Annotated in this window: 28 protein-coding genes and 1 riboswitch; of the genes, 6 read left to right on the forward strand and 22 right to left on the reverse strand. The window is 53.2% G+C overall.

Annotation, left to right across the window (positions count from 1 at the left end; all coding sequences use genetic code 11):
• Window positions 1–49 precede the first annotated feature (49 nt).
• Window positions 50–568, forward strand: a complete 519-nt coding sequence (locus J6J34_RS07215) for a hemerythrin domain-containing protein (RefSeq protein ID WP_301898742.1) — start codon at window positions 50–52, stop codon at window positions 566–568.
• Between the two features lie 9 nt (window positions 569–577).
• Here the strand turns inward: J6J34_RS07215 and fnr are convergent, their stop codons facing one another.
• The 5 genes from fnr to J6J34_RS07240 form a co-directional block, all read right to left on the reverse strand.
• Window positions 578–1273 carry a fumarate/nitrate reduction transcriptional regulator Fnr gene (gene fnr / locus J6J34_RS07220; RefSeq protein WP_301722064.1) on the reverse strand — a complete coding sequence of 232 codons (696 nt, stop codon included), beginning with the start codon at window positions 1271–1273 and terminating at the stop codon, window positions 578–580.
• A gap of 197 nt (window positions 1274–1470) precedes the next feature.
• On the reverse strand, window positions 1471–1998 hold the full coding sequence (locus tag J6J34_RS07225) for a CC0125/CC1285 family lipoprotein (protein ID WP_301774604.1): 528 nt from the start codon (window positions 1996–1998) through the stop codon (window positions 1471–1473).
• 77 nt (window positions 1999–2075) lie between these two features.
• Window positions 2076–2495: a CC0125/CC1285 family lipoprotein gene (locus tag J6J34_RS07230; RefSeq protein ID WP_301774605.1), complete on the reverse strand. Its 420-nt coding sequence runs from the start codon at window positions 2493–2495 to the stop codon at window positions 2076–2078.
• A complete protein-coding gene (locus tag J6J34_RS07235) occupies window positions 2492–3208 on the reverse strand; it encodes a DVU3141 family protein (protein WP_301898743.1) in 717 nt (238 codons plus the stop codon). The genes J6J34_RS07230 and J6J34_RS07235 overlap by 4 nt, the downstream gene beginning before the upstream one ends.
• Window positions 3205–3696 carry an RNA polymerase sigma factor gene (locus tag J6J34_RS07240; RefSeq protein ID WP_301898744.1) on the reverse strand — a complete coding sequence of 164 codons (492 nt, stop codon included), beginning with the start codon at window positions 3694–3696 and terminating at the stop codon, window positions 3205–3207. Before J6J34_RS07240 ends, J6J34_RS07235 begins: the two co-directional genes overlap by 4 nt.
• A 125-nt stretch (window positions 3697–3821) precedes the next feature.
• On the opposite strand from J6J34_RS07240, the gene J6J34_RS07245 reads away from it, so the two are divergent.
• Entirely contained in the window at window positions 3822–5177 is a 1356-nt protein-coding gene (locus tag J6J34_RS07245; RefSeq protein WP_301898745.1) for a S8 family serine peptidase, read from the forward strand.
• Here J6J34_RS07245 and J6J34_RS07250 read toward each other — a convergent pair.
• Both J6J34_RS07250 and J6J34_RS07255 read right to left on the reverse strand, forming a co-directional pair.
• On the reverse strand, window positions 5174–6085 hold the full coding sequence (locus tag J6J34_RS07250; protein WP_301774609.1) for an outer membrane beta-barrel protein: 912 nt from the start codon (window positions 6083–6085) through the stop codon (window positions 5174–5176). The two genes, J6J34_RS07245 and J6J34_RS07250, sit on opposite strands and share 4 nt — an antisense overlap.
• Before the next feature lie 75 nt (window positions 6086–6160).
• Entirely contained in the window at window positions 6161–6736 is a 576-nt protein-coding gene (locus J6J34_RS07255) for a hypothetical protein (protein ID WP_301898746.1), read from the reverse strand.
• A 136-nt stretch (window positions 6737–6872) separates the two neighbouring features.
• Window positions 6873–7069: riboswitch (yybP-ykoY riboswitch) on the forward strand.
• A 5-nt stretch (window positions 7070–7074) separates the two neighbouring features.
• On the opposite strand from J6J34_RS07255, the gene J6J34_RS07260 reads away from it, so the two are divergent.
• Together J6J34_RS07260 and yjjG are read left to right on the forward strand one after the other, a co-directional pair.
• Complete coding sequence (locus tag J6J34_RS07260) at window positions 7075–7635, forward strand: TMEM165/GDT1 family protein (protein WP_301898748.1); 561 nt, start codon at window positions 7075–7077, stop codon at window positions 7633–7635.
• 17 nt (window positions 7636–7652) lie between these two features.
• Window positions 7653–8348 carry a pyrimidine 5'-nucleotidase gene (gene yjjG / locus J6J34_RS07265; RefSeq protein WP_301898750.1) on the forward strand — a complete coding sequence of 232 codons (696 nt, stop codon included), beginning with the start codon at window positions 7653–7655 and terminating at the stop codon, window positions 8346–8348.
• Here yjjG and J6J34_RS07270 read toward each other — a convergent pair.
• The 14 genes from J6J34_RS07270 to pilM form a co-directional block, all read right to left on the reverse strand.
• Window positions 8331–9017, reverse strand: a complete 687-nt coding sequence (locus tag J6J34_RS07270) for a gamma-glutamyl-gamma-aminobutyrate hydrolase family protein (RefSeq protein ID WP_301722071.1) — start codon at window positions 9015–9017, stop codon at window positions 8331–8333. The two genes, yjjG and J6J34_RS07270, sit on opposite strands and share 18 nt — an antisense overlap.
• Complete coding sequence (locus J6J34_RS07275; RefSeq protein WP_301722073.1) at window positions 8987–9964, reverse strand: amidoligase family protein; 978 nt, start codon at window positions 9962–9964, stop codon at window positions 8987–8989. The genes J6J34_RS07270 and J6J34_RS07275 overlap by 31 nt, the downstream gene beginning before the upstream one ends.
• Before the next feature lie 85 nt (window positions 9965–10049).
• Window positions 10050–10940: a cation diffusion facilitator family transporter gene (locus tag J6J34_RS07280; RefSeq protein WP_301722075.1), complete on the reverse strand. Its 891-nt coding sequence runs from the start codon at window positions 10938–10940 to the stop codon at window positions 10050–10052.
• Window positions 10941–10951: 11 nt separating this feature from the next.
• On the reverse strand, window positions 10952–12145 hold the full coding sequence (locus J6J34_RS07285) for a BaiN/RdsA family NAD(P)/FAD-dependent oxidoreductase (RefSeq protein WP_301722077.1): 1194 nt from the start codon (window positions 12143–12145) through the stop codon (window positions 10952–10954).
• Complete coding sequence (locus tag J6J34_RS07290; protein ID WP_301898751.1) at window positions 12142–12840, reverse strand: class I SAM-dependent methyltransferase; 699 nt, start codon at window positions 12838–12840, stop codon at window positions 12142–12144. Before J6J34_RS07290 ends, J6J34_RS07285 begins: the two co-directional genes overlap by 4 nt.
• Window positions 12837–13295 carry a GNAT family N-acetyltransferase gene (locus tag J6J34_RS07295; protein ID WP_301898753.1) on the reverse strand — a complete coding sequence of 153 codons (459 nt, stop codon included), beginning with the start codon at window positions 13293–13295 and terminating at the stop codon, window positions 12837–12839. The genes J6J34_RS07290 and J6J34_RS07295 overlap by 4 nt, the downstream gene beginning before the upstream one ends.
• Window positions 13292–14167 (reverse strand): Dam family site-specific DNA-(adenine-N6)-methyltransferase, encoded by an 876-nt coding sequence (locus tag J6J34_RS07300; RefSeq protein WP_301898754.1) that lies wholly within the window; start codon window positions 14165–14167, stop codon window positions 13292–13294. Before J6J34_RS07300 ends, J6J34_RS07295 begins: the two co-directional genes overlap by 4 nt.
• Before the next feature lie 16 nt (window positions 14168–14183).
• Window positions 14184–15287: a 3-dehydroquinate synthase gene (gene aroB / locus J6J34_RS07305; RefSeq protein ID WP_418055206.1), complete on the reverse strand. Its 1104-nt coding sequence runs from the start codon at window positions 15285–15287 to the stop codon at window positions 14184–14186.
• Between the two features lie 20 nt (window positions 15288–15307).
• Window positions 15308–15826 carry a shikimate kinase AroK gene (aroK, locus tag J6J34_RS07310; protein ID WP_301722083.1) on the reverse strand — a complete coding sequence of 173 codons (519 nt, stop codon included), beginning with the start codon at window positions 15824–15826 and terminating at the stop codon, window positions 15308–15310.
• A 124-nt stretch (window positions 15827–15950) separates the two neighbouring features.
• Window positions 15951–18044, reverse strand: a complete 2094-nt coding sequence (locus tag J6J34_RS07315) for a type IV pilus secretin PilQ (protein ID WP_301722084.1) — start codon at window positions 18042–18044, stop codon at window positions 15951–15953.
• Window positions 18041–18583 (reverse strand): pilus assembly protein PilP, encoded by a 543-nt coding sequence (locus tag J6J34_RS07320; RefSeq protein WP_301722085.1) that lies wholly within the window; start codon window positions 18581–18583, stop codon window positions 18041–18043. Before J6J34_RS07320 ends, J6J34_RS07315 begins: the two co-directional genes overlap by 4 nt.
• Window positions 18580–19161 (reverse strand): type IV pilus inner membrane component PilO, encoded by a 582-nt coding sequence (locus J6J34_RS07325; RefSeq protein ID WP_301722087.1) that lies wholly within the window; start codon window positions 19159–19161, stop codon window positions 18580–18582. Before J6J34_RS07325 ends, J6J34_RS07320 begins: the two co-directional genes overlap by 4 nt.
• Window positions 19158–19745 carry a PilN domain-containing protein gene (locus J6J34_RS07330; RefSeq protein ID WP_301722088.1) on the reverse strand — a complete coding sequence of 196 codons (588 nt, stop codon included), beginning with the start codon at window positions 19743–19745 and terminating at the stop codon, window positions 19158–19160. Before J6J34_RS07330 ends, J6J34_RS07325 begins: the two co-directional genes overlap by 4 nt.
• Window positions 19733–20803 carry a type IV pilus biogenesis protein PilM gene (gene pilM, locus J6J34_RS07335; RefSeq protein ID WP_301722089.1) on the reverse strand — a complete coding sequence of 357 codons (1071 nt, stop codon included), beginning with the start codon at window positions 20801–20803 and terminating at the stop codon, window positions 19733–19735. Before pilM ends, J6J34_RS07330 begins: the two co-directional genes overlap by 13 nt.
• 224 nt (window positions 20804–21027) lie before the next feature.
• On the opposite strand from pilM, the gene J6J34_RS07340 reads away from it, so the two are divergent.
• Entirely contained in the window at window positions 21028–23499 is a 2472-nt protein-coding gene (locus tag J6J34_RS07340; RefSeq protein ID WP_301898756.1) for a penicillin-binding protein 1A, read from the forward strand.
• Between the two features lie 5 nt (window positions 23500–23504).
• Here the strand turns inward: J6J34_RS07340 and metL are convergent, their stop codons facing one another.
• Window positions 23505–25958, reverse strand: coding sequence for a bifunctional aspartate kinase/homoserine dehydrogenase II (gene metL / locus J6J34_RS07345; protein ID WP_301898757.1), 2454 nt, complete (start codon window positions 25956–25958; stop codon window positions 23505–23507).
• A gap of 189 nt (window positions 25959–26147) precedes the next feature.
• On the opposite strand from metL, the gene metJ reads away from it, so the two are divergent.
• Window positions 26148–26483 carry a met regulon transcriptional regulator MetJ gene (gene metJ, locus J6J34_RS07350; protein WP_301722092.1) on the forward strand — a complete coding sequence of 112 codons (336 nt, stop codon included), beginning with the start codon at window positions 26148–26150 and terminating at the stop codon, window positions 26481–26483.
• The last annotated feature ends 2 nt before the right edge of the window (window positions 26484–26485 follow it).

Genomic DNA, 26485 nt, shown 5'->3' on the forward strand with positions numbered 1-26485 from the left:
TGCACTCATTAAGTGAAATACCATTATTCATTTGCATGAGGAAGCCACTATGCACCAGCAACTTATCGACCAATGGCGTTCAGCGCCAACCCAGGAATTGATTCAACACATACTTGCGAATTTCCATGAAAAACACCGGCGGCAGCTTCCTGAGCTGATCCAGTTGGCGCGTAAGATTGAAGATGTCCATAACGACCACCCGCAGTGCCCATCGGGGTTGGCGGACTTACTCACTGAGATGAGTAATGAACTGGAAAGCCACATGATGAAAGAAGAGCAAATCCTGTTTCCCATGTTAGCTGGCGGGATTTATCCCAGCGGACCTATTGCCGTCATGGAAGAAGAACACGGTGAGCACGATGTCATGCTCGGTAAGCTGTCACAACTGACTAACCTGGGCATGACACCACGGGGCGCTTGCGGCAGCTGGATCATGCTGTATGAGGGAACTCAGGAGTTGATTGCCGATCTGCAGCAACACATTGCGTTGGAAAACGAAGTGCTGTTTCGCGAACCTCAGGCAGCGCCGCAGCATGGCACAGATTTTTGCTGCGGCTCTTGCCAGTAACCGGGTCCGTTAAGACGCCAGGGCGCGAAGGCGCTCTGGTTCGGTGATGGCCACCAGTTTGTTTTGCACTGCGACCACACCGTCATTTTGCAGTTGGGTCAGAATTCGACTGATGGTCTCTACGGACAAGCCTAAATAATTACCAATATCAGCCCGGGTCATGCTCAGACGGAATTCACGACTGGAGAGTCCGCGTTGCTGAAAGCGAGATGACAATGTCACAAGAAAATTCGCCAGACGCTGCTGCGCAGTGTGGTGGTTTAAGGTTCCTAGCAAGGTCTTGCTGGCGTGCAGTTCGCCGCTCATTACCCGCAGCAGCTGTTTACGTAGCCCCGGCAGCTCCGCCGACAGCTGATCCAGCGATTGAATCGGAATCTCACACAGCATGGTGGTTTCCAGAGCTTGAGTGTAACTGCGGTGTTGACCGTCGATAAGACCGTCAAAGCCGATCAGGTCACCGGGCAAATGGAAATCAATGATTTGTTCACTGCCCTGACTGTCCAGGGTGTAGGACTTTAATGACCCGGAGCGGACCGCGTACAGGAACTTTAACGGTTCACCGCTGTTGATCAGGATGTTCCGTTTCTGCAGCGGGCGGTGCCGTTGAATCACCGTATCCAGCTTTTCTGTTTGCTCGGGACTGAGTTGATACGGCAAACAAAGTGTCGCCATACTGCAATTTTGACAATGAATGTGAGAGGTCATCGTTTCCACCACCAGGACTTGATTTGCGTCAACGACGCGTGAGGTTTCACAGTATACGTCAGTTAGTTAAAAATTGAACGCATCCCTAGGGAGTAGGGGTAAATTTCCTCTTTAGAGGTAGCTTAGTGCTTGCGAAGAAAAAGGGCGCGCAAAGCAGAACTTTGGCGCCCTTCGACAAATTACCTTCGGTAACAGAACTAGCTGTCTGATTTTTTCGGTTGCAGGTTCGTCACCACCTCAGAAGCATCGTAGCTGTAATTGGTATCCGGTTGCTCGCCGTTACCCATTTTAATATCGAGCGTTACGACGATGTCGCTGTCGGTTCGGCCACCGACATGAATTCCGGCTGTGTAGGCCGTGCGTGGATAGTAGCGAGTCTCACAGCGAATCGCATTACAGTACGTGACCATGTCGCCTGACATAGGATATGCGAAATCTGCGTTATGCACGGTCTCTTTATCGACTTCGGTCTCACGATGGGTAATAACAAACCAGTCGTAATCGTTCTGCAAGGTGACTTCTGCTGCGCGCAGCAATGCATAGTTGTTTGCCGCACCTTTATCGGTGCCTCGCGCTTTAAACTTCACCTTGTACTGAGTGTCGGTGAGTTGGGTTTCCGTGTACCCGTAGCCACCATCTTCAGCAGCCCGGTAGTCAGGCTGGCTTGAGCAGGCAGCGAGTAATGTTACTGTGAAACTGACGATGATCATTTTCATGTAGTTCATAGTTTGCTCCTTTGATGAGAAGACAAGGTTAAGTTTAGTAAAACTCTCACATTTTGCATTGGATACCTCCGAAAAGGTTAGGTAAAACAGCTATCTTTGCTGAGTTCATTCGCACTCCAGCCGAACTTCGCGGCATTAAAAATTTGCTCAGGATGGAAGCTACATGCACTTGCAGGTCGAATTCCAACTCCCAGAATTACGCGTGTCTGCAAAACAACCGGATTAGCGGCTGCTGTACTTTGCTGACTGCGCTCAGGGCGCACCACAAACCAGTCGTAGGTGAGTTGTTCGGTCAGTTCAGCTGCGCGAAGCAGGAGTGCCTGTCTGCTCAGACGTTCGTCGGGACTGGTGACGCTCAGCAGGAATTGCCGTTGGCTGACGTGTTGCTGCTGATAATCAACCTGTTTCATTTTCGTCAACCCATGGAAGTTTTGCGCCGCACACGCCAGTAACAGCAGGGAGCTACTCAACAGCAGGACAAGTTTAGCGGCGTTCATTGTGTTTGCTCCTCTGCAGGTAGCTGCCAATCTGCATCGAGTAAACGTTGCTCGGGCTTGTCCACTAACGGCGCCGATGACATCAATTGCATCAGCAGTGGATCCAGTGACTGGGCTGCGGTCGCGGTCTGGAAATCCTTACTGCTGCTACCTGCAAGCGCGGTATGCCTTGCTACCTCTTGCCATTCGCCACTTTCACTGCGACAGGCGATGGCTTCAGCGGCTGTAGTGGCCTGAGTCACACGGTATTGGCGACAAAACTTCCCGTCCTGAGCGACAAAAGTAAACCGTGGTAAAACTTCGACACCTGCGCGCTTATAGCTTGAGCCGCTGGGTTGTGTTTCTAAAACGGTTGCGATGGTTTGCCAGGGGGCGTCTTGATTAACCTGCCGCGACGAAGTGAGTTGTAGGGTAACGACCACCGCCACGGTAGCCGCGATAGCAGCGGATGGCCAACTGAAATGAGTCAGCTTTGTGAGCCAGCTGCGTGGCTTTTCGGCGTTATCCTGCAAGAGGTTGAGCACGGATTTTGGCATGGGCGTGCTAAGCAGCCGCTCGGCGTGCGAGCTCACCACCTGATCAATTTCAGCAAGCTGTGCCAGACGCTCAGCAACAGCTTCATCGGTCGCGACGCGGTCGCGAATCATCTGCATTTCCGCGGCAGGCAATTCATTGTCTAAAAATGCGGATAACTGTTCATCGGTAATTTTCATGCGCTGGCTCCTGCGGAATCTCTGTTGAACTCTGAAACAAGCTTGCTGCGGGCGCGCGCCAAACGACTCATGATGGTGCCTTTGGGTACGCCTAAAATTGCCGCTGCCTCTTTATAGGAAAGGTCCTGTATCGCAATCAGCGAGAGCACCAGGCGCTGCTCTTCCGGTAACCTTTGCATCGCCTCTTCCACCTCACGTAAACTTAGCAAGGCTGTCACCTGAGCTTCATTATCGAATGAATTACCGCACTGCAACTCCGGGTTCGCAGCAGCCCGTTGTCGAACTTTTGCTGCCCGATGCTGGTCGATCCAAAGGTTGCGGCAGATTTTAAATGCCCAGGGCGCTAGCTCGGTATCCGCCGGTACAGATCGGCTAAGTAATCGCTCGACAGTCGACTGTAAAAGGTCATCTGCATCGGCAAGGTTGCCTGTTAACGATAAGGCAAACCGACGTAAAGCAGGTAATACTGTTCTTATCTGGTTTCTCATAACTGCTCCATTGCCTTTCTGGTAGGATAACGGGCAAGGACTTAAGTTTATTCCATTGGTGGTGGAATTTTCTCAGGAATCAGCCGTTATTAAAGGAAGTGAGCCCAAACTTAGGGAAATCCCCCATGAACGTGATGAAAATGTTGCTGATCATTATGCTGATCGCCGCCGGTTTAGCGCCGATATCACAAGCACAAGTGTTGCGCGATGTTCCGCAGCTGCCTCAGCAATTGCCACAGTTGCCAGAGACCCTGGAGCAGCTGCGGGAGAATGCAAAGCTTGAGACTTCCAAGCTTCCCCGGTACCCGGGCCATCCCGTTCTGACGAGCATAGAAAGCGCTACCACTCACCTCACCGAGGTGTTACCGGCAGTCTTTGAGATAACGGATGCACAGGGCAATCTATTGCTCCGTGAAGTCAGCGTGGAAGACGGTTGGCGAGCACTCGAGCGTGAGTGGCTGATGGCGATTGAGGCCGATGAGGTACAACTTTTGCAAAAGCTACCCATCGAGGTCCTCGGGCAACGTGAGCTGGCCGCGCTAGAATTGACCGTGGTGCGTTTTCGTGTACCCGCTCACTATGATTCGCGACAGGCGTTAAGCGAGTTGTTGCCGGAGTTTATGCAGGCCACCCTTGCACGACAGCATATTTATTTTGCTCAAGACTCCGGCACAAGTGCGGAAGACCTTCCTGCAAACAGCAACTCAGGCGTAGCCTGTGACGATCCGCTAACTCTTGGCGCTATCGATACCCGTATCGATACCGGGGTGTCTTATTTTGCCGAGGCTGACATCCACCAGCGCTCGTTTCTAGATGACGAGTTCGCGCAACCGCTGGCGCATGGCACAGCCATTGCTGGGCTGTGGTTGGGCAAAGGGGAAGAACTGCAACCACTCGTACCAAATGCCCGACTGCTCGCCGCGGCAGTTTTCTATGAACATAATTCACTGAGTCAGGGCGCTCCTGTCAGTGCCCTGATTGAAGCACTCGACTGGCTGGTTGCTGAGGGCGTTAGGGTCATCAATATGTCGCTGACCGGACCTGATAATGCAATTCTCCGGGTGGCTTTGCAGCGCGCCCACGCGAGCGGCACAATTATTGTCGCCGCCGCCGGTAACGCCGGGCCGGCGGCGCCGCCACTCTACCCAGCCGCCTACGATAAGGTGATCGCGGTTACGGCGGTAGATGTTCAGCAACGTGTTTATCCCTGGGCAAACCGGGGGCGCCACATTGAGTACGCAGCGCTCGGCGTCGATGTGACCACAGTAAGAGGTGGAGGTGGACTCACCGCAGAATCGGGCACCTCAATGGCGGCGCCGGTAGTTTCGGCGCTGTTAAGTTGTGTACTGGCTGATTCTGCGGAAGCGCGGGAGACGTCGATCGCCGACAAGCTGTCCCCCTACTTACAGGATCTGGGTGCGCCCGGGCCGGATCCCATTTTCGGGCGAGGGTTACTGACACCCGGACAACCACCGCTTTAGAATTCCAGTTGAAGGCTTACGCCAGCACTTGTATCACGGTAGTCAGCAGCTTCTACGGTTGATGCGCTGTTGGTGTGTTTGGCCGTGACAGCCAGGGTAAAGTGCTTGCTCAATGGCGCCTGCCACTGACCTTCAAAGGTGGTGACATTATCTTGCCGCGCCGCTTGGTTCGGCAGCCAGGCAGAGCTATAGTCACGATTTTTATAGTCAACGCTAAGCGAGAGTTTTTGCGCGTGTCCCCACAGGTCAAGTGTTTGGTTCAGACTGGAGCGAAGCTGGTGGCCGAGGTAACTGAATTTAGCGTCCGCCGCGACTTCATCTTCATGGGTATAGCCAAAGGTGACAAAACGCGAGCCCTGATGAAAGAACCAGAATAGATCCGCAGAGTAGTTGCTTGCTGCAGCATTGCGTGCGGGGTAGTCCTGCAGTGTTTTGGTTAACCGTTGATGGCCCAAGCGCCAATAGATGCTGTCACCGATCAGATCCGCCAGGTAGTAACTCGTTTGACGAAAATCGAGAAAGTCACGGTGGGCGACTTTAGCATCGGCATTATGTTGGCTAACACCGACTTTGAACCAGGCAAGCTGGTAGTTGATGTCTGCCATTAATGTCGTAATCTCCTGATCGAAGGAGGAAAAGTCCCGGTAATTTTTATTCTGATACTGGTAGCTGGTCGAAATATTCAGTTGCTCAGTCGCCTGCCAGCCGAGTTGAAGCTTGCCACGTAGCTGCAGAGCCTGATCACTTTCAGTCGTATTTTCGTCAATTTGCGATAAGCCAACGTTGCTGTCGTAGAGATACCCCGCCTCAAATTCGTTGGCAAATGTCCAGTTGCTGGTGGACGTTTCGGCCTGAGCTGCAGGGCATAAAATTAAAAGCACGACCGGAAGCATAGTGTTATACGTCATAGTGTTGGTCCTTGTTGCGGGATTGCTGACGAGGAAAAGGCGCAGTAGCCAAAAGCTACCGCGCCTGCTGTGGATTTATAGATCCAGGGTCTGACTGATAGTGTTCTGCAGTGTCGCTTCGACAGCACCGTTAACCGCTGTTGAAACCTGGTCCTGCACGTTGTCGTTGACCTGACCTGTGACCTCTTGATTGACGGCCGCGTCAACACCGGCATTCACGGTTTGGGCAAGTGTTTGCTCAGTACTGTTAACAGCACCTGCAACGACAGTATCTACTGCTGATGAAGCGGCTACCGCAGTGTTTGCTGCGTTATCAAGTGAGCCGCTAACTGTTGCTATAGTCGTCGTTGCTGCTGAGGACATCGCCGCTGTGGCGTCGCTGCTCGCCTCATTGGTGGAGTCGGTAGTGTCGTTTGCGGCATCCTCAGTGCCGTTGCCACTGTCGACGCTGGCGTCTGCGTCTGCGTTAGCATTCGCTTCGGCGTCGGTTTGCGCAGTGGCAGAGCCATTATCGATGGCGACCGCGGCGTCTGCATTAGCATTAGTGCTGGCTTGTGCAGAGGCGTCGACGGCTTGCGCGAAAACAGCCGGTGTCGCCAGTGCGGTAAGGCTCATTAACGTTACAAAAGAAAGTGAAGTAAGTTTTTTCATGTGAGTTCTCCTTTTGGTTGAAATCTCGCAGGGTTAACGGCTCGGCATATCCGCTTATTCCGATGATGCAGGTTAAGCTTGTGTAAAGGAGAACCAAGGCTGATCTTGCGCGACGACCGCAAAACTAGTTAAAATGGCGGCCGTCTTAGGGGAGTAGTCGACTTTTACCTGCAGCACTGCAGGTAAACAGTGAGTGCGTCAACATAATTGAGCCCGCATTGGCTCATGGTGTATTCGTTCCGGGCCACCGGAACTGGCAAGACCTAAGGTAAAGAGCAACCGCTAACATGGCGGGGGTTGCTGTTTGCCTTAGTGAAATTGGCCCGCCGGAGTACATCATGGAAGCTTTCCTTACCTCGACACTAACGGTGGCACTGGCAGAGATTGGTGATAAAACCCAATTACTAAGTTTAGTCCTGGTCGCCCGCTACCGACAAAAATGGCCGATTATCATCGGCATCATCGCTGCTACCCTTATTAATCACTTCGTTTCTGCATGGTTTGGCCAGTGGTCCGTATCCTGGTTGCCCGCTGATTATGCTGGCATCGTTATTGCTATCAGCTTCATCGTTATTGGCTTGTGGGTGTTAGTGCCCGACAAACTGGCGGACGAAGAAACCCGTTGCTCCTGCTACGGTGCGCTATGCGCCACCTTTGTGCTTTTCTTTCTGGCTGAGATTGGGGATAAAACCCAGATCGCCACTGTAGTTCTGGGCGCCCAGTATGCTAGCGTGGTCTGGGTGACTCTGGGCACCACCTTAGGTATGTTGATCGCAAATGTCCCTGTGGTGTTGCTCGGCGGTAAACTTATGCGCAGAGTGCCGCTAGATACGATGCGTTATGTTGCCGCGGCAGTTTTTGTTCTGTTGGGTCTGGCGACCCTTTGGTGGAATCTTTGATAAGGACCAGGTAATTGATGCCTAGTAAATTACAAAGCTACGATTGGCTATTGTTTGACGCCGATGAGACCTTGTTCTCGTTCGACGCCCACGCGGGGCTGCAACAACTTTTCCAGGGGTACGGGGTCGAATTTACCAGCGAGCATTACCGTGATTATCAGGCGGTAAATAAGCCGTTATGGCAGCAGTATCAGGACGGGGACATTGACGCTGCAACACTGCAGCGGCGCCGGTTTGAGCGCTGGGCGGCAGAGCTCGAGGTTGACGCGGACGAGCTCAACTCAGGGTTCTTAGACGCCATGGCGATGATTTGCCAGCCGCTTGAAGGGGCCAGAGAGTTGCTTAAAAAGGTGCGGCAGTCGGCTAAAATTGGCATCGTCACCAACGGTTTTACCGCACTGCAAGAAGCGCGACTAGCGCAGACGGGGCTGCGTGATCTGGTCGATTTGGTGGTGATCTCGGAACAGGTGGGCACGGCGAAGCCTGATCCCAACATCTTCAGTCATGCGCTCGATTTGATGGGGCAACGTGACCGGGAACGGGTGCTAATGACTGGCGATAATCCGCACTCTGACGTGCTCGGTGCCCAGCAAAGCGGTTTGCATTCGTGCTGGCTGAATACCCACGGCGTAGCTTATCCCTTAGCAACTCCGCCGCATTACACGGTACGCTCCTTGCCTGAGCTCGATGAGTTGTTAACCGCGCCCGCGTAGTTCTTTCGCTTTGTTCACCAGCCAGCGGAACAGACGCAACTGACTGGGCACATAAAATAAGTATTCAGGATGCCACTGTACGCCAACGATGGGATGATGACCGGTGCTCTCGATGGCTTGTGGGATCTCGTCAAGGTCATGAGCGACGATACGCAGGTCGTTACCCACATCATGAACCGCCTGATGGTGCAGACTGTTGACCCGCAGCTTACGCTTTTTGACTATGCTGGCCAAATCGCTATCGCCGCGAACAAAGGCTTGCTTGGTGGGCAATAGGCCCGGGCGGTTATAAGTATGTTTGCGACGGTCGCGAATGTCATCGAACAAGTTCCCCTTATGGACGACGTTGATCAGTTGGGCACCGCGGCAAATCCCGAGCATGGGAATATCATCGCGCAGTGCTTTTTTGATCCATCGTATTTCCAGGTCATCGCGATCAGGGTCATGCTTTACCTTACCGCTGAGGGTTCCGCCGTAGTGTTCCGGTGAAATATCACTGCCACCGCCGATGACGATGCCATGTAACGGCAACCCCGAAGGACGGTGGCGGACACTGATGCGCTCGACTTCTGCCCCGCAGAGCCAGAGCGCGAAACGAGTTGTCCACCACGAGGGGGACCATTTTTTTCCGGCACCGGTTACTCCGATGCGAGGTTTTCTGTCAGCCATTGGTCTACGTGTTTAATCCAGGGTTGGCGGGCGACGCCGAGCATAGGTCGATCAGCATCCAGAAAATCCGCGGCGAGTTCAGCGAGCGCCTGCGGGCGATTAGCCAGCCGTTCTACGTTGCACCAGAGATTCCACTCTCGAGCTAAAGTCCAGTCGGCATCATCGATGCGGCAATTAGGTAAGCGGTAGTGCAGCGTCGGGCGGGCGTTTATTTTGTCATCCTCGATTTGCGCTCTGACCCGTTCGTCGTCGAGGTGGCTGAACAGCGGCAACATATCGAGGGCGCGGTTACGCGTCGGGTTGGCGTCAATATAATGATCGATAAGATGATTGATGGTGACCGACTCGTAATTCAGCAATTCACGCACATAGGCCTCAGGGTAAAGATCGATAAACGGGCTCAACTTGCGCGTGGTATTCACATGGTGTTGTTCGACCAACCACCACTGTAACAGGGCATAAGCCTGCATGTAACGGCAGATGGTTTCGCTGTCCGTGTCCGGTAGTTCAGGATTAATGTGCGTACCATAGGCCGCTATCATCGATTCGTCTGTGCCTTTGGCTCCTCTTTTGCGCAACGCCACAATCAGCTCGTCAAGTTGATCGAGTTGGTCGCAAGCAATGGGTGGGCAGACAACTTCTACTGGCACCACCAACCCTGCGGCCTGACTTAGGGAGTCGAGAAGGGCGTCGGTATTGGCCTCTGTTCCTTTCTCCGCGGCCAGCCGGTGCAGAAAATTCCAGTCGATCTCGATTTTGAAATCTCCCAAAGGCCCCTCAACCTGCCATTGTGCTGAGCTTTTGGCATAGGGAGAGCCGCCAAGCGCATGAGCGACGGCTTCGGCACTGGTCGCAACATCGATACCAGAAAATTCAAGTTCAAAGCCCACACGCCGAATGTCACCCTGCGAGGTCTTCAGCTTGGGTGGCTGAACAAACTTAACCATAATGCGTTTTCCTGCTTGCAAGCATAGGTAACAGTAAGACTCAGAGTAGCAATCTCAAAAATTATTACAACTTTATCCAGAAGTCTTACGGACTATCGCGGCAGACTTCGTCGGGGTGTTCGAGTTCAATAGTGGTATGACTGAGCTCATATTTCAGTAATGCTTCGTCGATCTGCTGCTTGAGCTCACCGCTCTCTTCGGCGCTGAGATTGCGCGCTAAGACCAGGTGTGCGGTCAGTACATGTGACTCACCATCGAGAGACCAGAAATGCAGGTGATGGACATCGGCGACTTCCGGCAGCGCCTGCAGTGTTTCGGCGACGTTGCGGTAGGTTTCCTGATCCGGCGTCGCCTGCACGAATAGACGCAGCGTGGCCCACAAATTACGGGCGACATTGATCAGAATAAACAAAGTGAAAGCGATGGATAGCAGCGGGTCGAGAATCGGCCAGTCGACAAATAACAATGCCACACCAACGATCAGTACGGCCACCCAACCTAAGACATCTTCGAGCAAATGCCAGTTAATGACCCGCTCGTTAAGGGTTTTGCCCTTGGAGAGCTTATAGGCGGCAAAGCCGTTTACCGCAATGCCCAGTACTGCAAGTGCAATCATACCGTCTGCCATAGGCATCTGTGGGTCCCACAAACGCGGGACGGCAGTGACCAACACCCAGGCCGAACCAGCAATGAGCACCATCGCATTAATCAGCGCACCGACCAGATTCAGACGCTGGTAGCCATAGGTAAACTGATGGGTGGGTTGCTTATTTCCGAATTTGTTCAGCAGCCAGGCCAGGCCCAGAGACAGAGTATCGCCCAGATCATGTACTGCATCCGCGAGGATCGCGGTACTGTTGGTCAGAACGCCACCAATAAACTCGATAATGGTGAAGCCAAAATTGAGGAAAAAGGCCCAGCCTAGCCGCGATGAGGGCATGTCCTTTGCGTGGTCATGATCGTGATGATGTCCCATCCATACTCCTCTTATTGCGGTGTGAGTGCCTCGGCACAGGCGTAGGCGCTGGCCCAGGCCCACTGAAAATTATAGCCGCCTAACCAACCCGTGACATCAACAACTTCGCCGATAAAAAACAAACCGGGCTGCTGCTTACTGGCCATGGTTTTTGAGCTGAGCTGATCGGTATCAACACCACCTAAGGTGACCTCGGCGGTACGATAGCCCTCTGTGCCGTTGGGTTTAACCGGCCAGGCATGGAGGGTGTTTGCCACCGACTCAAGCATCGCGTTACTGCAGTCCGCCAAGTTTTTATCCGGCCACTGATGTTGCTCGGCGACGGTCTGCGCGAAGCGTTTTGGAAACCATTGTTGCAGGACACTGCGAAGGCCGAGTTTAGGGCGCTCGCTGCGAAGTCGCTGCAGCTCAGCAAGACTATCAAGCTGGGGCAGCAAATCGACGCTAAAGCTTTCGCCAGGCCACCAGTACGACGAGATCTGCAGCATTGCCGGACCGCTCAGACCACGATGAGTGAACAGCATCGCCTCTTTAAAGCTAGCGCGCGCATTTTCCGCGGTAACATCCAGAGCTAAACCGGACAGCTCGCTGTAGGCGTCTTTATCGCGTTCGTGCAGGGTAAAAGGCACCAGTCCGGCGCGTACGGGAAGTATGCGATGACCAAACTGCTCTGCCAGCTGATAGCCAAACGGGGTTGCGCCCAGTTTGGGCATCGACAGGCCACCGCAGGCCACCACGAGTTGCGGGGCCAGATAGTTGCCCTGCGAGGTGCTCACCAGGTAAAGCTCATCCTGATAATCGACCGAAGTGATCTCAGTGCGCAGTTGTACTCTGGCACCGTGATTATCACATTCGTCCAGCAACATGCGGACAATGGCTTTTGCCGAGTCATCACAAAACAGCTGGCCGAGCGTTTTTTCGTGATAGGCGATACCATGTTTTTCCACTAGACCGATAAAGTCCCACTGGGTGTAACGACTCAGCGCGGACTTACAAAAGTGCGGGTTTTCCGACAGGTAATTCTCCGGACTTGCATACAAGTTGGTGAAGTTACAACGACCACCACCGGAGATCAGGATTTTTTTACCGGCTTGCTTGGCGTGATCGAGCAGTAACACGCGCAAGCCGCGGGCGGCCGCCTGCCAGGCACAGTGCAAACCAGCTGCGCCGGCGCCAATGATGATCGCATCATACTTCTGCGTCATGATGAGGTACCAGCGGCCAACGCATCGTTCGGTGGCGTTGGATTCAAATAAACATCAAAGCGGTGTTTTTTACTCACCACCTGCAGGTCTGGTTTTGTCTGGGCCAGAAAAGCTGCGTGCTGGGGGCGTTTGACCACCACTCTGCGGCGCGCCACGCGGCGGGCGGGCGCCAGTAACTGATCGGCATCGCTGTCGCTACCCACCAGCTGTTGAAACATTTGCATGTCCTTTTTGACTGCCGCTTTTTGTTTACGGTCGCCCTTTGGATACATGGGATCCAGGTAAACCACATCTGCACTGCCGGTCGCAGCTGCATTCAGTGACGTGTAGTCGGCCAGGAAAAAGCGTTCGCGATACTCGGGCTGCTGTGCATAGAGGCGCGCAAGAGCGTCCTGTAACAGTGCGTAAACCTCTGGCTGGCGCTCGAGCATGGTTACGTTGGCGCCAAGATTCACCAGCACCCAGGCATCGCGACCCAAGCCGGCGGTCGCATCGATGATACTGCTGTGCGGATGCTTAACAAGGCCACAGGCACGACCAATGGCTTCGTCTCTGGTGGTCGCCTGCTGTGCCCGATGTGCCTGTCTGCCGGCCAGGAAGTCTATCACCAGCGGTTTCATTTGCTCTTGCTCGTGCCAGACCAGTCCTAGTCCTGCTGGCGTGCTGCGCAGAGAAAAGGTCTCGCCTGCGCTCATGGTGCGCGTTCCATATCAACGTGAGGAATGCCATCTTCCAGGTAATCGTCGCCGATTTCACGAAATTTAAAACTCTGATAAAACGCTCGCAGATAGACCTGCGCGCCAAGCCGGATCGGTGCCTGCGGATGCTGCTGACGGCACCACTCAATCGCGCGGCGCATTAGTTCCCGGCCCAGCCCCTGACGACGCACGTTGCCGGCGCTGATGACCCGGCCAATACGTGTGTAGGGGACCGATTCATTAGCTGCAAATAAGCGCGCGTAGGCAACCATCTCACCTTCTGCGTCGAGGGCATAAAGATGGGTGGCCTGGTCATCCAGGCCATCGGCATCCAGGTAAGGGCAGGTTTGCTCCACCACAAACACCTCCTGACGCAGTTGCAGCAACTGATAGAGTTCCCGGGTGCTAAGTTCGGCGAAGGATTTTGTTATCCAGGTTAGCTGTTGGCTCATGGTGCTACCTTGCGTTTTGCTTGTGCCAGCGGAATAACGTTAGCCGCTCGCGGTTTAGAACTGTAGAGCGCCAGCAATTCGGCGACTTTAGTGCGGCCATCGGCTTTTGGACTGATAAAGCGCGCTACCTGCAGGCTTTTTAAGTCGGCATCGGCATAGAGTAAACGGGTGAGCTCGGTATCATGATTGCTGATCAGCACGGGTATTCCCCTTTTGTGCGCCGCATTAGCTGCACGTCGCGCCAGCTCATGCTGCTGGTCCAAACTAAATCCGGCCGTTGCATAGGCGGTAAAGTTGGCGGTCGCGGTGAGCGGTGCGTAAGGTGGATCGCAATAAATGACATCGCCTTTGCGGGCGCGGCGAAACACCTTTTCAAAGCTCATGCAGGTGAATACCGCGCGCTGTGCTTTACTGGCAAAGAACTCGATTTCGGGCTCGGGGAAGTACGGCTTACGATAGCTGCCGAACGGCACATTGAACTGCCCGGAGCGATTGTAGCGGCAGAGGCCGTTGTAGCCATGCCGGTTCAGATAGAGAAACAGCAACGAACGGCGGTACGGGTCTGTGGTGGCGTTAAATTCACGCCGCAGGGCGTAATACGCCTCATCATTATTGGTGTTGGCGTGAAACAGCTTGCGGGCATCATGGATGAAAGTCTGCGGCCGGCGTTTGATGGTTTTAAACAGCGCGATTAAATCCGGATTGACGTCATTGAGCACATAATTTGGATAGTCGGTATTCAGAAATACCGATCCAGCACCCACAAACGGCTCGACCAACTTGTTCCCGTCCGGCAATAAAGCGGTAATAGGCTCAATCAGATTGTATTTACCGCCCGCCCATTTGAGAAAGGCTCGATTTTTCTTATTCACGACTGTTGGTCCAAGCTTAACGAGTTTCGGTGACGGCGCTAATCGCCTGCCAAACGCCCGACCAATCGGTGACAGTGCGCAGCTCGGCGCGGCCAATGGCGGTCGGCAGAATAAAACGTAACCGTCCTGCCTGTACTTTTTTATCACGTTGCATACGTTGTTGCCACTGCAACTCGCTTAGGTGTGGGGCGCGCACGGGCAGGTGAAACGCCTGCAATAAAGCTTCGATGCGTTGGTAATCAACAGCGGGCAGCTCGCCCTGCTGCAGCATGTAGTGGGCGGCGATAACGGTACCTGCGGCAACCGCTTCACCATGGTGCCAGCTGTTGTAATATTCAGCTTCAATAGCATGGCCAAAGGTATGTCCCAGATTAAGCAGCGCCCGCAAGCCTTGTTCGCGCTCGTCTGCGGCGACGATCTCAGCCTTAATTTCACAGGAGCGCCGAATGGCATGGGCCAGCGCTTCCGGCTCCCGTGCATTGAGGCCGGCTACATTGTCCTCGAGCCAGGTAAAGAAGTCAGCATCGTAGATGATCCCGTATTTGACAACCTCAGCAAGCCCACAGGCATAGTCCCGTTCGCTCAGGGTGTTGAGGCAGTCGGTGCTGATCACAACGGCCTGGGGCTGATAGAAGGCACCTACGAGGTTTTTGCCGCCCGGGTGGTTGATCGCGGTTTTACCACCCACGGAAGAATCGACCTGAGCCAGTAATGTCGTAGGCAACTGGTAGAAATGGACACCACGTTGATAAGTGGCGGCGACAAAGCCAGCGAGATCGCCTACGACACCGCCGCCAAGTGCCAGAATGGCGCAATCACGGTTGAAACTGGCGGCAATAAGGGTATCCATGACCTCACCGTAGCTGCTGAGACTTTTTGCATGCTCACCGTCAGCAATTTCATGCACCAGCACCGTCGCGTCATCAGGCAGTGCGGCTCGCAACGCTGGCAGATAATGCGCGGCAATCGTGGGATTGGTAATAATACAAAGTTGCGTTGGAAGCGATGTCAGGAGCGTCGGCAACTCTGAGAAAAGTTGCCGACCGATATGAATAGGGTAGCTGCGTTCAGCAAGTCCGACGTCGATACGATGAATCAAGGCCTGAGAGTCGACTTGCATGCGTTGCTCCGTTGCTGGGGCTATAACCCCACTTGTTCAATAATTTTATCAACGACAAATTTAGCGCTTTGTTCGTCAGTACGCACCACTACATCAGCGATTTCTTCGTACAGAGGGTCGCGCTCGGAAGCCAGTCCTTCGAGCACCGCTCGCGGGTCTTCCGCCTCAGCGATCAGAGGACGGCGCTTGTCGCGCTGGGTGCGAGCGAGCTGCTTTTCGATCGGCGTTTGCAAGTACACAACAATACCGCGTGCGGAAAGTCGATTACGGCTTTCTTTGCTAAGGATCGAGCCGCCGCCGGTGGCTAAGACAATACCGGTTGCTTCAGTTAACTCTTCGATAACCTTCTCTTCGCGCGCGCGAAAACCTTCCTCACCTTCCAGTTCGAAGACCCACGCGATATCGGCACCAGTGCGGCGCTCGATTTCAGAATCAGAGTCGAAGAATTCAAGGTGAAGTTGCCGAGCGAGTTGCCGGCCAATCGTGCTTTTACCAGCCCCCATGGGGCCTACCAAGAAAATGTTACGTTTTTCAGCCATATCTTTGCTTTACATCACTCGTTTAATAGCTGTGACTCACGGAATCCGGAGTGTCTGTCTGACCTTCCTTTACCCAATCCAAAAGAGGCGGGATTATCGCAAGTCACAGCCATTTAAGCAAGGATTACGGCTTCGTCATTACAATTCTTGGCGTGACAAAGATAAGCAGTTCACGTTTTTCGTGGATCTGGCTATCGTTGCGGAATAACACGCCTACGTACGGAATATCGCCCAGTATCGGTACCTTGGTAATGTCGTTCAGGATTTGTTGCTGGTAGATACCACCGAGCACAATGGTTTCGCCATTTTCAACCAGCACCTGAGTACCGATTTCCTGGGTATCAATGGAAACCGCCGGACCCGTAGGGGTGGAAACTGTTTCACCACGAGTATTCTGGGTGATGACCAGATCCATGATGACGCGGTTATCCGGGGTGATTTGTGGTGTCACCTCAAGACCTAACACCGCTTTCTTAAACTGTACCGAAGTCGCGCCCGATGATGCACTTTCGACATAGGGGATTTCTGTACCCTGTTCGATATAGGCTTTCTTCTGGTTGGCGGTGGTAATGCGTGGACTGGCGATAACTTCACCTTTGTTCTCACGTTCCAGTGCCGACAGCTCAAGGTCTAACAAGCGACCATCCGCAAGTTTGGCGACCTGGAAGCCGATAGTAGCAGCAGGATTCGACACCGGCAGATTGACGTTAAAGTCACCGCTGTTTTCTGTACCGGAACCGAAGAAGTCAGGGCCACCCATGCTAGGGTTGGTGATACCCCAGTTGATACCCAGCTCATCGCTGATATTATCGCGCACCGTGACCATGCGTGCTTCGATAACGACCTGCTTCACCGCGACATCAAGCACTTCGACCATGTCTTCAACTTCTTCGATCTGGCGTGGTGTATCACGAACGAGCAAGGTATTGGTACGCTCATCAACAGTGACGGCACCGCGCTCAGACAATAAGTCAGAACTTTCGGTACGCAGAATTGCTGCGATGTCGGCCGCTTTAGCGTAGTTAATCTGGATGTAGGTGCTTTCCAGCGGAGCCAGTTGCGACAGACGCTGACGCGCTTCTAATTCTTGCGCTTCACGCTCGGCAAGCTCATCCGCCGGTGCAACGATAAGGATATTGCTGTCCATGCGACTGGATAGGCCTTTCACCCGCAAAATGGTATTCAAGGCGCGCTGCCAGGGCACATTTTCCAGCCGTAAGGTGATATTACCGGTCACCGACTCGCTGGCCACCAGGTTAAGATCATTCTCGTTGGCAAGTATTTGCAGTAACTGGCGCACCGGAACATTCTGGAAATTCAGTGATATTGGACGTTGCGAACCATCATTCTCAACCACCTCAATAGGTTTGCTGAATTTCAGATTCAGTGAGTCGTCGATCTGCTCCAGCTGATGGCGGAAATCGTCTTTACCGGTGATGGTAATCACGGCATCGTCGCCCTCACGGAAGGTTTCGATATGCGCGATTGGAGTCGCGAACTGGCTGACGTCGAGCACATAAAGTAAATCATCGCTGATTTCTGTGTCATACAGGGTTAGCTCGAGACGGTTACCCCGCACACGCGCCTCATGTTCAATGCTCTGGTCAGTCAGTTGCAAACGCAATAGGGCAACATCGTCAGGTAACCGGGTAAAGTTGATATCAGTGACGCTGGGTTCATCCAGATTCGGAGCTGCCGCGGAGGTAACAACCTTGGCTGGCTCTTGCGGCGCGGCTCGACGTTCGGGCGCCGGCTCGGTGGCAGCAACAGGCTCAGGTTCGGCAGCCATCTGCTCGGGTTCTGTGGTGGTGACCGCGGCAGTCTGTCCGGCATCCCCCGGCTCGTCAGACTCGACAAACACGAGCACCATCACGCTTTCGTAACGGCTCAACAAATGGTCGAGCGGCTCGGTCGTGGTAACTCGTAACAAAGTATCTTCGCGCAGCTGTTCCAACTGCACATTTTCAAGTAGTGGGTGGTCTGCTAAATTCTGAATGCCGGAGGACAGCTCATTGGCTGTGCCGAGCAAAAGAAATTCGTGTACCAACGGGTTCTCACTGCGTCGAACAACAGGTGCCTTAACCGCATCAGCGAAGTGCACTTCAAGATTGAAGCGGTCATTCGCTAATGGAATTTGTTCGATACGTACTAGCTCGTTGGCGCCAACCGCAGCTGGCAGCAGCATGATGAGCATCATGAAACGGATAACGTACGTCATAGATCAGAACTCCCTTGTGAACCCGGTAAGCGCAGTGCGGTGTCGCGTCGTTGCCAACAACCATCACCGGCTGGAACCCATTCAGCTATCATTATGTAGTCCGAGGTGATTTCAGTAATCTGCCCCAGATTAAGACCCATATAATCGCCCATCGCAACACGATAGAGGCGTCCCTGGTTGGTACTCACAAGCGCGACCTGACCTTCACTGTTGGTGCGCATGGTGCCAACTAAAGTAAACTGGTCAAGTCCCAGTGACTCGAGCTCCTCTCGCTCACGTTCAAGGTTCGGTTGTGGACAACCCTTCGTATTTTCGCCTACCGAAGGAGCATTGAGAGGTGCTGGCTCAAACGGATTGCGAAACGTACGGCCGTTATAATCAATACGTTGTAACTCGGGCATCTCGGGTAAAGGCTCGGCATTTGGCACAGAGCTGCTGCGGACTTGTTCAGTATAGGCGACAAGATCCTGATGGCCACCCTGACTGCAGGCAGTAAGAAGCAACGCTGAGGTAAGGACAAAGCTGAAGCGCTTGATCATGGTTGCGCCCTCAAGGTTTGTTGCCGATAGGTTTCAGCAGTGACATTCAGCTGTAAATCGTCAGTTAAGTCTGAGCGTTGCAGGGTAAAGTCTTTGACGCTGATAATACGATGCAATCCAGCAATCTGGCCGACGAACTCGCCGATCTGATGGTACTCACCCTGCAAGTCAATACGCATTGGCAGTGCGGTATAGAATTCACGCGGTTGCGCATCAAGCCACTCGATGCGGTCGAAGTCGAGACCGCTACGGGTGCCCACCAGGGTAATATCATCGAGTAAACGCGCAGTTTCATCATCGTTAGGCAGCATGTCGAGTAAAACTTCTAAATCTTCATTGAGCTGCGCCAGTTGACTGCGATATACGGGCAGGTTCACGGCAGTCCGGTACTTCACTTGATAATCTTGTTTAAGCTGAGTTTCACGTGCTTGCTCTTGCTTGTAGCGATTCCACTCGTCAGATAGCAGGAAATGGTAGGCGAGACCTAAACAGATAATAATCAGCAGGACCAGGGCGCCAAAGCGGAAGGGCGCGGGCCAAAAAGGCATTTCATTTATGTCGAGTTCACGTAAATTCATGATCCACCCTCCGTTGTGCCAGGCGCTATAGTCTGGGGTCTGGCAACAGTCACGCTCAGCGAGAAAGCGCTGTAACGCGTCGGACCTTCAGTCTCTTCGACGTCAGAGGAAATTTCGCGAAGCTCAGGATTGTTGAAGACGCTCGATTCGGTAATGGCTCTGAGGAACTCTGATACGCGGTTATTGGAAACACTCCGACCGCGCAGGCTCATGCGATCGCCGCGTTTCTCGACACTGACGATGTGAACGCCATCAGGAGTACGCTTGGAAAGCTCGTTGAGCATATGAATGGCGGTGTTGCGATCCTGATGCAGGGACTGAATCAACTCCATGCGATTGACGATCTGGTCTTTCTTTTTGTTAATTTCCTGAATTTCAGCGATCTGAGCATCTAAGATCGTGATCTGCGACGTGAGAAACTGATTGCGCTCAATTTGTTGCTGCTGAAAATCCTGAATAACTTTGTAGGCAATAAAGACCAGCGCTGCCGCGATCAATAGCGCAATAAAGGCATGGATACCGAATCTTTGTTTTGCGCGTTGGCGCGCAATCTCGCGCCAGGGGAGCAGGTTTACGTGTGCCATGGTGTAAAGCTCCGTAACGCCAGTCCTAGCGCTTCAACGAAACGTGGACCGTGGGATTGTAAGTGTTGGTATTTATCGGGCAGTGTGAAATGCTCAAACGGGTTGAGACTCACCACAGGGTACTTGACCTGATCACGAATGTGATCGACGACCAAAGGTACCATTGCGCCACGGTTAATTAACAACACACCAGCGAAGTCTTTTTTTGTCGCGTTACTGCGATAGATTTGCATGCCACGACTGATTTGCGCCCAAAGATTACCAAGGAAGTCCTGTAGAATAAGGGGCGAAATGTCTTCTGTTTCTTCTGCTCTGAGCTTGGCAAAGATTTCCCCGTGGTCAGCGTTGTCTTCTGTTTCTAACGCTTTAAACAACTGGTTCAGACCGCCACTTTGATAACGGGTAAACATAACTTCGCCATGGCCAATGACAATGGTTTGCACAGCGGCACTGCTGATATCGAGAACCAACAGGGGTAACTTGTTGTCATAAAGGTCTGGATGCATATGCGGCATGACATGGTCGCAAGCACGTAATATCGCCTGGTTGTCGACATCCATGATGCGAACTTTGAAGCCGGCTTCTTCCATGGCTTGCACGCGGGTATCGACACTGACGGTACGGGTGGCGGTAACGATGACCCGCTGCTGTCCGGGCATGGTTGGATGCTCGCCAAGGCTTTCAAAATCATAGCGGACTTCAGCTAAGGGGAAGGGAATTAACGCTTCAGCTTCAGTTTCGATTTTCTCTGCGATCGCTTCGTCATCAAGATCAAGGGACATGGCTAGCTGCTTTGAGATGGCCTGGCTGCCAGAGACGGCGCCGACCACGTCAATCGCGCGAGCACTCAAGCTTTTTTTCGTTTGCTTCAGCGCTTTGGAAAGTTTTTCGATGTCAGTAATTTCATCGTCGGTGATGAGGTTCTTAGCTAATTGCGTCTCGGCAACACGGACGATCTCGTACGTGTCTCCTTGTGATACAATTTCTATAGCTTTGATCGCATCTGTTCCGATATCGATGCCTAGACCAGGCTTTTTACCTAGACCAAACAGCCCCATAATGTTCTCCCGATGGGATATGTAAATGGCTTATAATTCGTTTTATATAGTAATTGCCATTCGCTGCGCACGACAGAAATGTAAGATTTCCGCAAAGAGCATAGCAGTTTTTCGAGCTTGCATAGGAATCTTTCCTTATCTTTCTATAATATGCAGCGAGAGATAGCAACTAAGCAACTGTTTCTTTACAAAGATAGCACCAGATCCAAAAAAGGATAAATTTTGTGAAAGTTTTAAAATGGATACTGTACAGCGCATTGATTGCTTTTGTTGTAGGTAGTTTTAGCGTTGGTGGTATGTACTTGTACTACAAAGACGAGCTGCCAAGTGTTGCAGAATTGCGCGAAGTTCGCTTACAGACTCCTATGCAGGTTTATTCTTCTGATGGTGAGATGATCGCTCAGTTTGGTGAGATACGACGTATCCCCGTCGCCCTGGAAGACGTGCCACAAAGCCTTATTGATGGCTTTTTAGCCACTGAAGACCAGCGCTTTTATGAGCACGTCGGGATTGATCCTATCGGTGTTGCCAGGGCCTTTTTCCAGCTTATTGCAACCGGCGAAATTCAAAGTGGGGGTAGTACAATTACCCAGCAGTTGGCGCGAAATTTCTACTTAAGCTTTGAGCAAACCTGGACACGAAAGATCAAAGAAGCCTTTATCGCACTGCATATTGAGAGTCAGCTGGAAAAAAATGAGATTCTCGAGCTGTACCTGAACAAAATTACCTTTGGCCATCGTGCCCATGGCATCGGCGCAGCAGCGCAGGTCTACTACGGTAAAGAGTTAAGCGAGTTGACGTTGGCAGAAATGGCGATGATTGCCGGCTTGCCCAAAGCTCCTTCCACTATGAATCCGATTTCGAATCCCGAGCGCGCTCGCGAGCGCCGCGCTGTGGTGCTTGGCCGTATGTTAGCCGAAGACAAAATCACTGAGCAGCAATACCAGACGGCCTTAGCTGCGCCAATCAGGACCCGCGTGCATAGCGCTGAAGTGACCATGAATGCGCCCTACTTAGCGGAAATGGTGCGCGCCGAAATGGTCGCTCGCTATGGCGAGGACCTTGCTTACAACAGTGGCCTGAAAGTTTACACAACCGCCAGCGCCAAACAGCAGCGTGCGGCGCAGCGTGCTGTGCAAGCGAACTTGCATGGCTACGATGAGCGTCACGGTTACCGGGGCGTCGAGGCACAATTATGGCGACCGGCTAAAGAGGAGAATCCCTTACCTGAAACTGAGGTGCTCGCGCGCCTGCAAGATTTCAGGCCGGTGGGGCTGACCCGTCCTGCGGCGGTACTGGGGATCAATAGCGAAGCGCAGCAAGCAACGCTGCTCTTTGCTGACGGCGAGCAGGGTCAGCTCGACTGGTCGCAGGTGGCTTGGGCGCGGCCCTTGATTAACCGTGAACGCCAGGGCCAGGCACCGGAGTCCATTGTCGATGTGTTTACCGCGGGCGCTGTTATTCGGGTTCGCGCAACCGATAACGGCTGGCGTCTTGCGCAAGTGCCAGAGCCGAGTGCGGCGATGGTCGCTTTGCGCCCCAATGATGGCGGTATCGCGGCAGCGGTGGGCGGCTACAGCTTTACACTGAGCCAGTACAATCGAGCGGTACAGGCAGAGCGCCAGGTCGGTTCTAACATCAAGCCCTTTATCTATTCAGCGGCGCTGGACAATGGTTTCACCTTGGCCACCTTAGTGAATGACGCGCCCATCAACCAGTGGAACCCGGGCAGCGGTATCGCCTGGCGGCCGCGCAACTCACCTGATGTGTACGAAGGCCCCATCCGGGTAAGACAAGCGCTGGCAAAGTCAAAAAACGTGGTGTCCGTGCGCCTGTTAAGAGCCATGGGCGTCAATACAGTGGTTGACTACCTGACGCGGTTTGGCTTTGATTACGATGAGCTGCCCCGCAACGAATCTTTATCGCTTGGTTCGGCGTCAATGACACCACTTGAAGTGGCTCGCGGCTATGCTGTGTTCGCCAATGGCGGTTACTTGATTGAGCCGTACTTTATCGAGCGTATCGTCGATAATCAGCAACAGGTGATTTTCCAGGCGCGGCCCAAAGTTGCCTGTGTTGCCTGCGAGCCGGCTGACCGCGAGGTGCTGGAAGCGCCGCAGGTGATTACCGAACAGAATGCGTTCCTGGTCACTCAGGCGATGCAATCGGCGGTTTGGGGCGGCGGCAGCTGGGCCCACAAAACCGGTTGGAACGGCACGGCCTGGCGGATTCAACGCTCGGACCCTATCACCAACCATGTCGGGCGTAATATCGCCGGTAAAACGGGTACCACCAACGATGTCAAAGATACTTGGTTCTCAGGCTTTGTCAGTGGACTGGTTGCGACCGGCTGGGTGGGTTTCGATAACCTCGAAAATGCTCTGGGTAGCACCACGATGAACAGTAACCTTGATAGTAGTGAACAGCCTATTTCGGGTACGGAAGCAGGGGCCAAGACTGCGCTGCCTATGTGGATCGACTTTATGGAAACCGCAGTTGAAGATGTCGAGTCGAAGCCCTTTGATGTACCGCCTGGCCTGGTTTCTGCCCGAATCGACCTGGCCACCGGAAAGCTCAGTCGCGCCAGTGATTACACGACGCGTTTTGAGTACTTTATCCCGGGTACGGCACCCACTGAGTATGTGGATAAGTCATCGTCACCGACAGTCTTTGGTGACGACGACTCGATCTTCTAAGCGGGTCAGACTTTTTTGCTGAGGCGGCTGAGCAATTGATTCAGATCCGATTGCACACCGCCCGCAGTCACTTCTTTTCCGGCTCCGGGGCCACTTATGACCAGCGGCATTTCGTGGTACCAGTCGGTATAAATCACGAAGATATTCTCACCCGGGATCAGGTTGGCGAGCATATCGCCTTCAGGAATATACTCAATCCCGACTCGCGCGATCACGCGGTCGTCATCGCGCACGGCAAAGCTTGCCAAAAGACGTGGAACTTTCCCGGTTTGCTGCGCGTCCTGATACAGATCCTGCATACCATCATCAAGCTCAGGTAAGCGCTGCATGAACTCGTCCAGCGGAATATCAGCCAGATGTTCCGGCAGTAAGCTATCAACATCGATATCTTTCCAGTCCAGTCGTAAGCCAATCTCGCGTGCCAGAATCAGCAGTTTGCGAATAATATCCTGACAGGATAAATCCTCGCGTGGATCAGGTTCACTGAGCCCGCGCTCTTTTGCTTCGCGCACTAAGTCGCTGAATTTCACATCGGCATTAAAATTCTCAAACAGCCACGACATGGTGCCCGAGAAGATCCCTGAAATACTCTGAATGCTATCGCCGGAATTACGTAAGTCGTTCAGCGCGTAATTGAGCGGCAGGCCGGCGCCAACGGTCGTGTTGTAATACCACTCCCGCTGATATTCCTGCTGGATGGTGCGGATTTCGCTGTACTGGCTCTCGGTCGAGGCGCCTGCGCGTTTATTGGCACTGATAATATGCAAACCGTTGGCGAAAAAGCTTGGATACAGCTGCGCGACAGCGGTGGCATCGGTTAAATCGAGCATCACCAGTTCGTCGTAGGGTGCGTTGGGTAACTCCGGGATCAGCTGACTCATTTCATAGGGGCGGGCCAGGCGTTCGAAATTATCCTGCCAGTCGGTTAAGTCCAGACCATTGTAATCCAGCCACATGCGGGTGGAGTTCAACACGCCAATGATACGCACGTCCATCTGTTCGTTGATGCGCTCGCGCAAGCGGCGGTAAAGACTTAACCAGGCACTACCGATGTTACCGCGACCGACCACCAGTACACCAAGACTGCGGCGGTGGTTGAAGAGCTGACTGTGGATCCGGTTCAATAGGCGGTTATCCAGTTTTTGCTCAAGAATAGCGACCACCGCATTATTATCGGGTGTCAGCGCCAGCCGACGCAGCGCCTGCTCACTGGTTTCTTGCTTGAATACAGAATACTGTTCGGTCTCCTGAATACGATTGCCGACCAGCGCCAGCATCGCGTAGCCGGTGAGCTTGCTGGCGTTATGCTTGGTGTCGATCTCAGCTAACCATTGCTCCATGTAATCCAGGTGGTTCTGATGGTAAGCATAATAGGCCTGATGTTGCGCCACTTCGTTCCAGCTAATCAAAGGGGTCAGTTCCAGCTCTTCGAACGCCTCAATCAGTTTGGCGTCGCGTAAGTCGACCCGGAACAGCACCACTTCCGAAAGTGCGGTCAGCACTTTACCGGAAGCTTCGGCGTCTTCGTACAAGCCAATTCGGGTTTGCTGATTCTCTACTTTCAGACTCGAGCGTACGGCAATGACCATGCGCTCACGATTGACCGGCTGGAAGGTGCGCGGATGCAACACCGGGCTACCTAAGCGAGCCAGTTCTTCAGCTTCACGCCAATCGAGAATAGGCAGACTCACGACCCGTTCGACTTTGCGCGGATCAGCGGAGTAGACCCCGGCGACATCTTTCCAGATGGTGACCTGCTTGGAGTCAATCAGACTGCCGACCAGGGTGGCCGAGTAGTCACTGCCGTTGCGACCAAGAATCAACGAGCGACCTTCAGGGTCGGCGCAGATGAAACCGGTGACAATAAAGCGGGTACCGGCATAAGGGGCAATCCGGTTCAGCAGTCCCGCGCGCGAGACGTCAACGCGGATGAGAGGCTCTGGCGCATCGTCTGCAACCAGAAAGCTACGGGCATCGATGTGGTCCGCCTGGGTACCTTGTTGCTGTAGCAAGGTGGACAGCAAGCGTGCTGACCAAAGTTCGCCATAGGACAGCAGCTCTGGGCGGTTTTCAATGATTTCTGCGCCGCTGAGCCAGTCCCACCAGCGGGCAAAGTCAATTTCTGAGGCTCTTAACAGGCGCTGCTGATGTTCACCGCTTAACAATTCAGTGATTAAGCCCTGTTGGTACTTCTCTAACTGTTTGAGTAGCACTTCAGCCATGCCGTAATCGCCATCGGCATCGGCTTCGTGTTTGGCATCAATAATGGCAAGGATGCGGTTGGTCGTGTCACCTGCTGCAGAAACCACCACCAGGTCACTGGCACCGGCGTACTCTGTGACGATGCGGGCTACCCGTCGGTAACAATAGGCATCGGCAAGACTGCTACCGCCGAATTTGTGAACCTGAACTTGATCTGCAACAGTTTGAATTTGTGCTTCGGAAACCTCAACCTTCATGATGCGTATGCGCTCTCCAGAATAAAGATTAAACAGCGATTATACGGTGCCACTGCCAGGCAATAAAGCACCTTAATTTTAAGTCTGTGCAAAAAGACGTATAGACCGCTAAGCGTATAAAGTTGACTGTACCGCAGACCATTGTACAATTCACCCCATTATGTAAGGTTATTCAGTGGAAGGTGCAGTATGGAGTGGGACGGCGAGTATATTTACCCGTATGTAGAACATGGTAAGAAAAGTGAGCAGGTGAAGAAAATCACCGTGTCCATCCCTACCCGGGTGCTGAAAGTGCTTACCGACGAGCGTACCCGTCGGCAAGTTAAAAATCTGCGTCACGCCACCAACAGTGAATTACTTTGCGAGGCGTTTTTACACGCCTTCACAGGGCAGCCCTTGCCTGAAGATGACGATTTACGCAAAGACAACCCACACAAGATCCCAGCTGAGGTGCGTGCCGAGCTGGAGCGTCGCGGCCTGCCTATCCCGGCCGACGAAGAGCTGGACGCCGACGAACTGGAGTAAGC

Source organism: Pseudidiomarina terrestris, from assembly GCF_030466405.1.
In the GTDB taxonomy this organism is placed as follows: Bacteria; Pseudomonadota; Gammaproteobacteria; order Enterobacterales; family Alteromonadaceae; genus Pseudidiomarina; species Pseudidiomarina terrestris.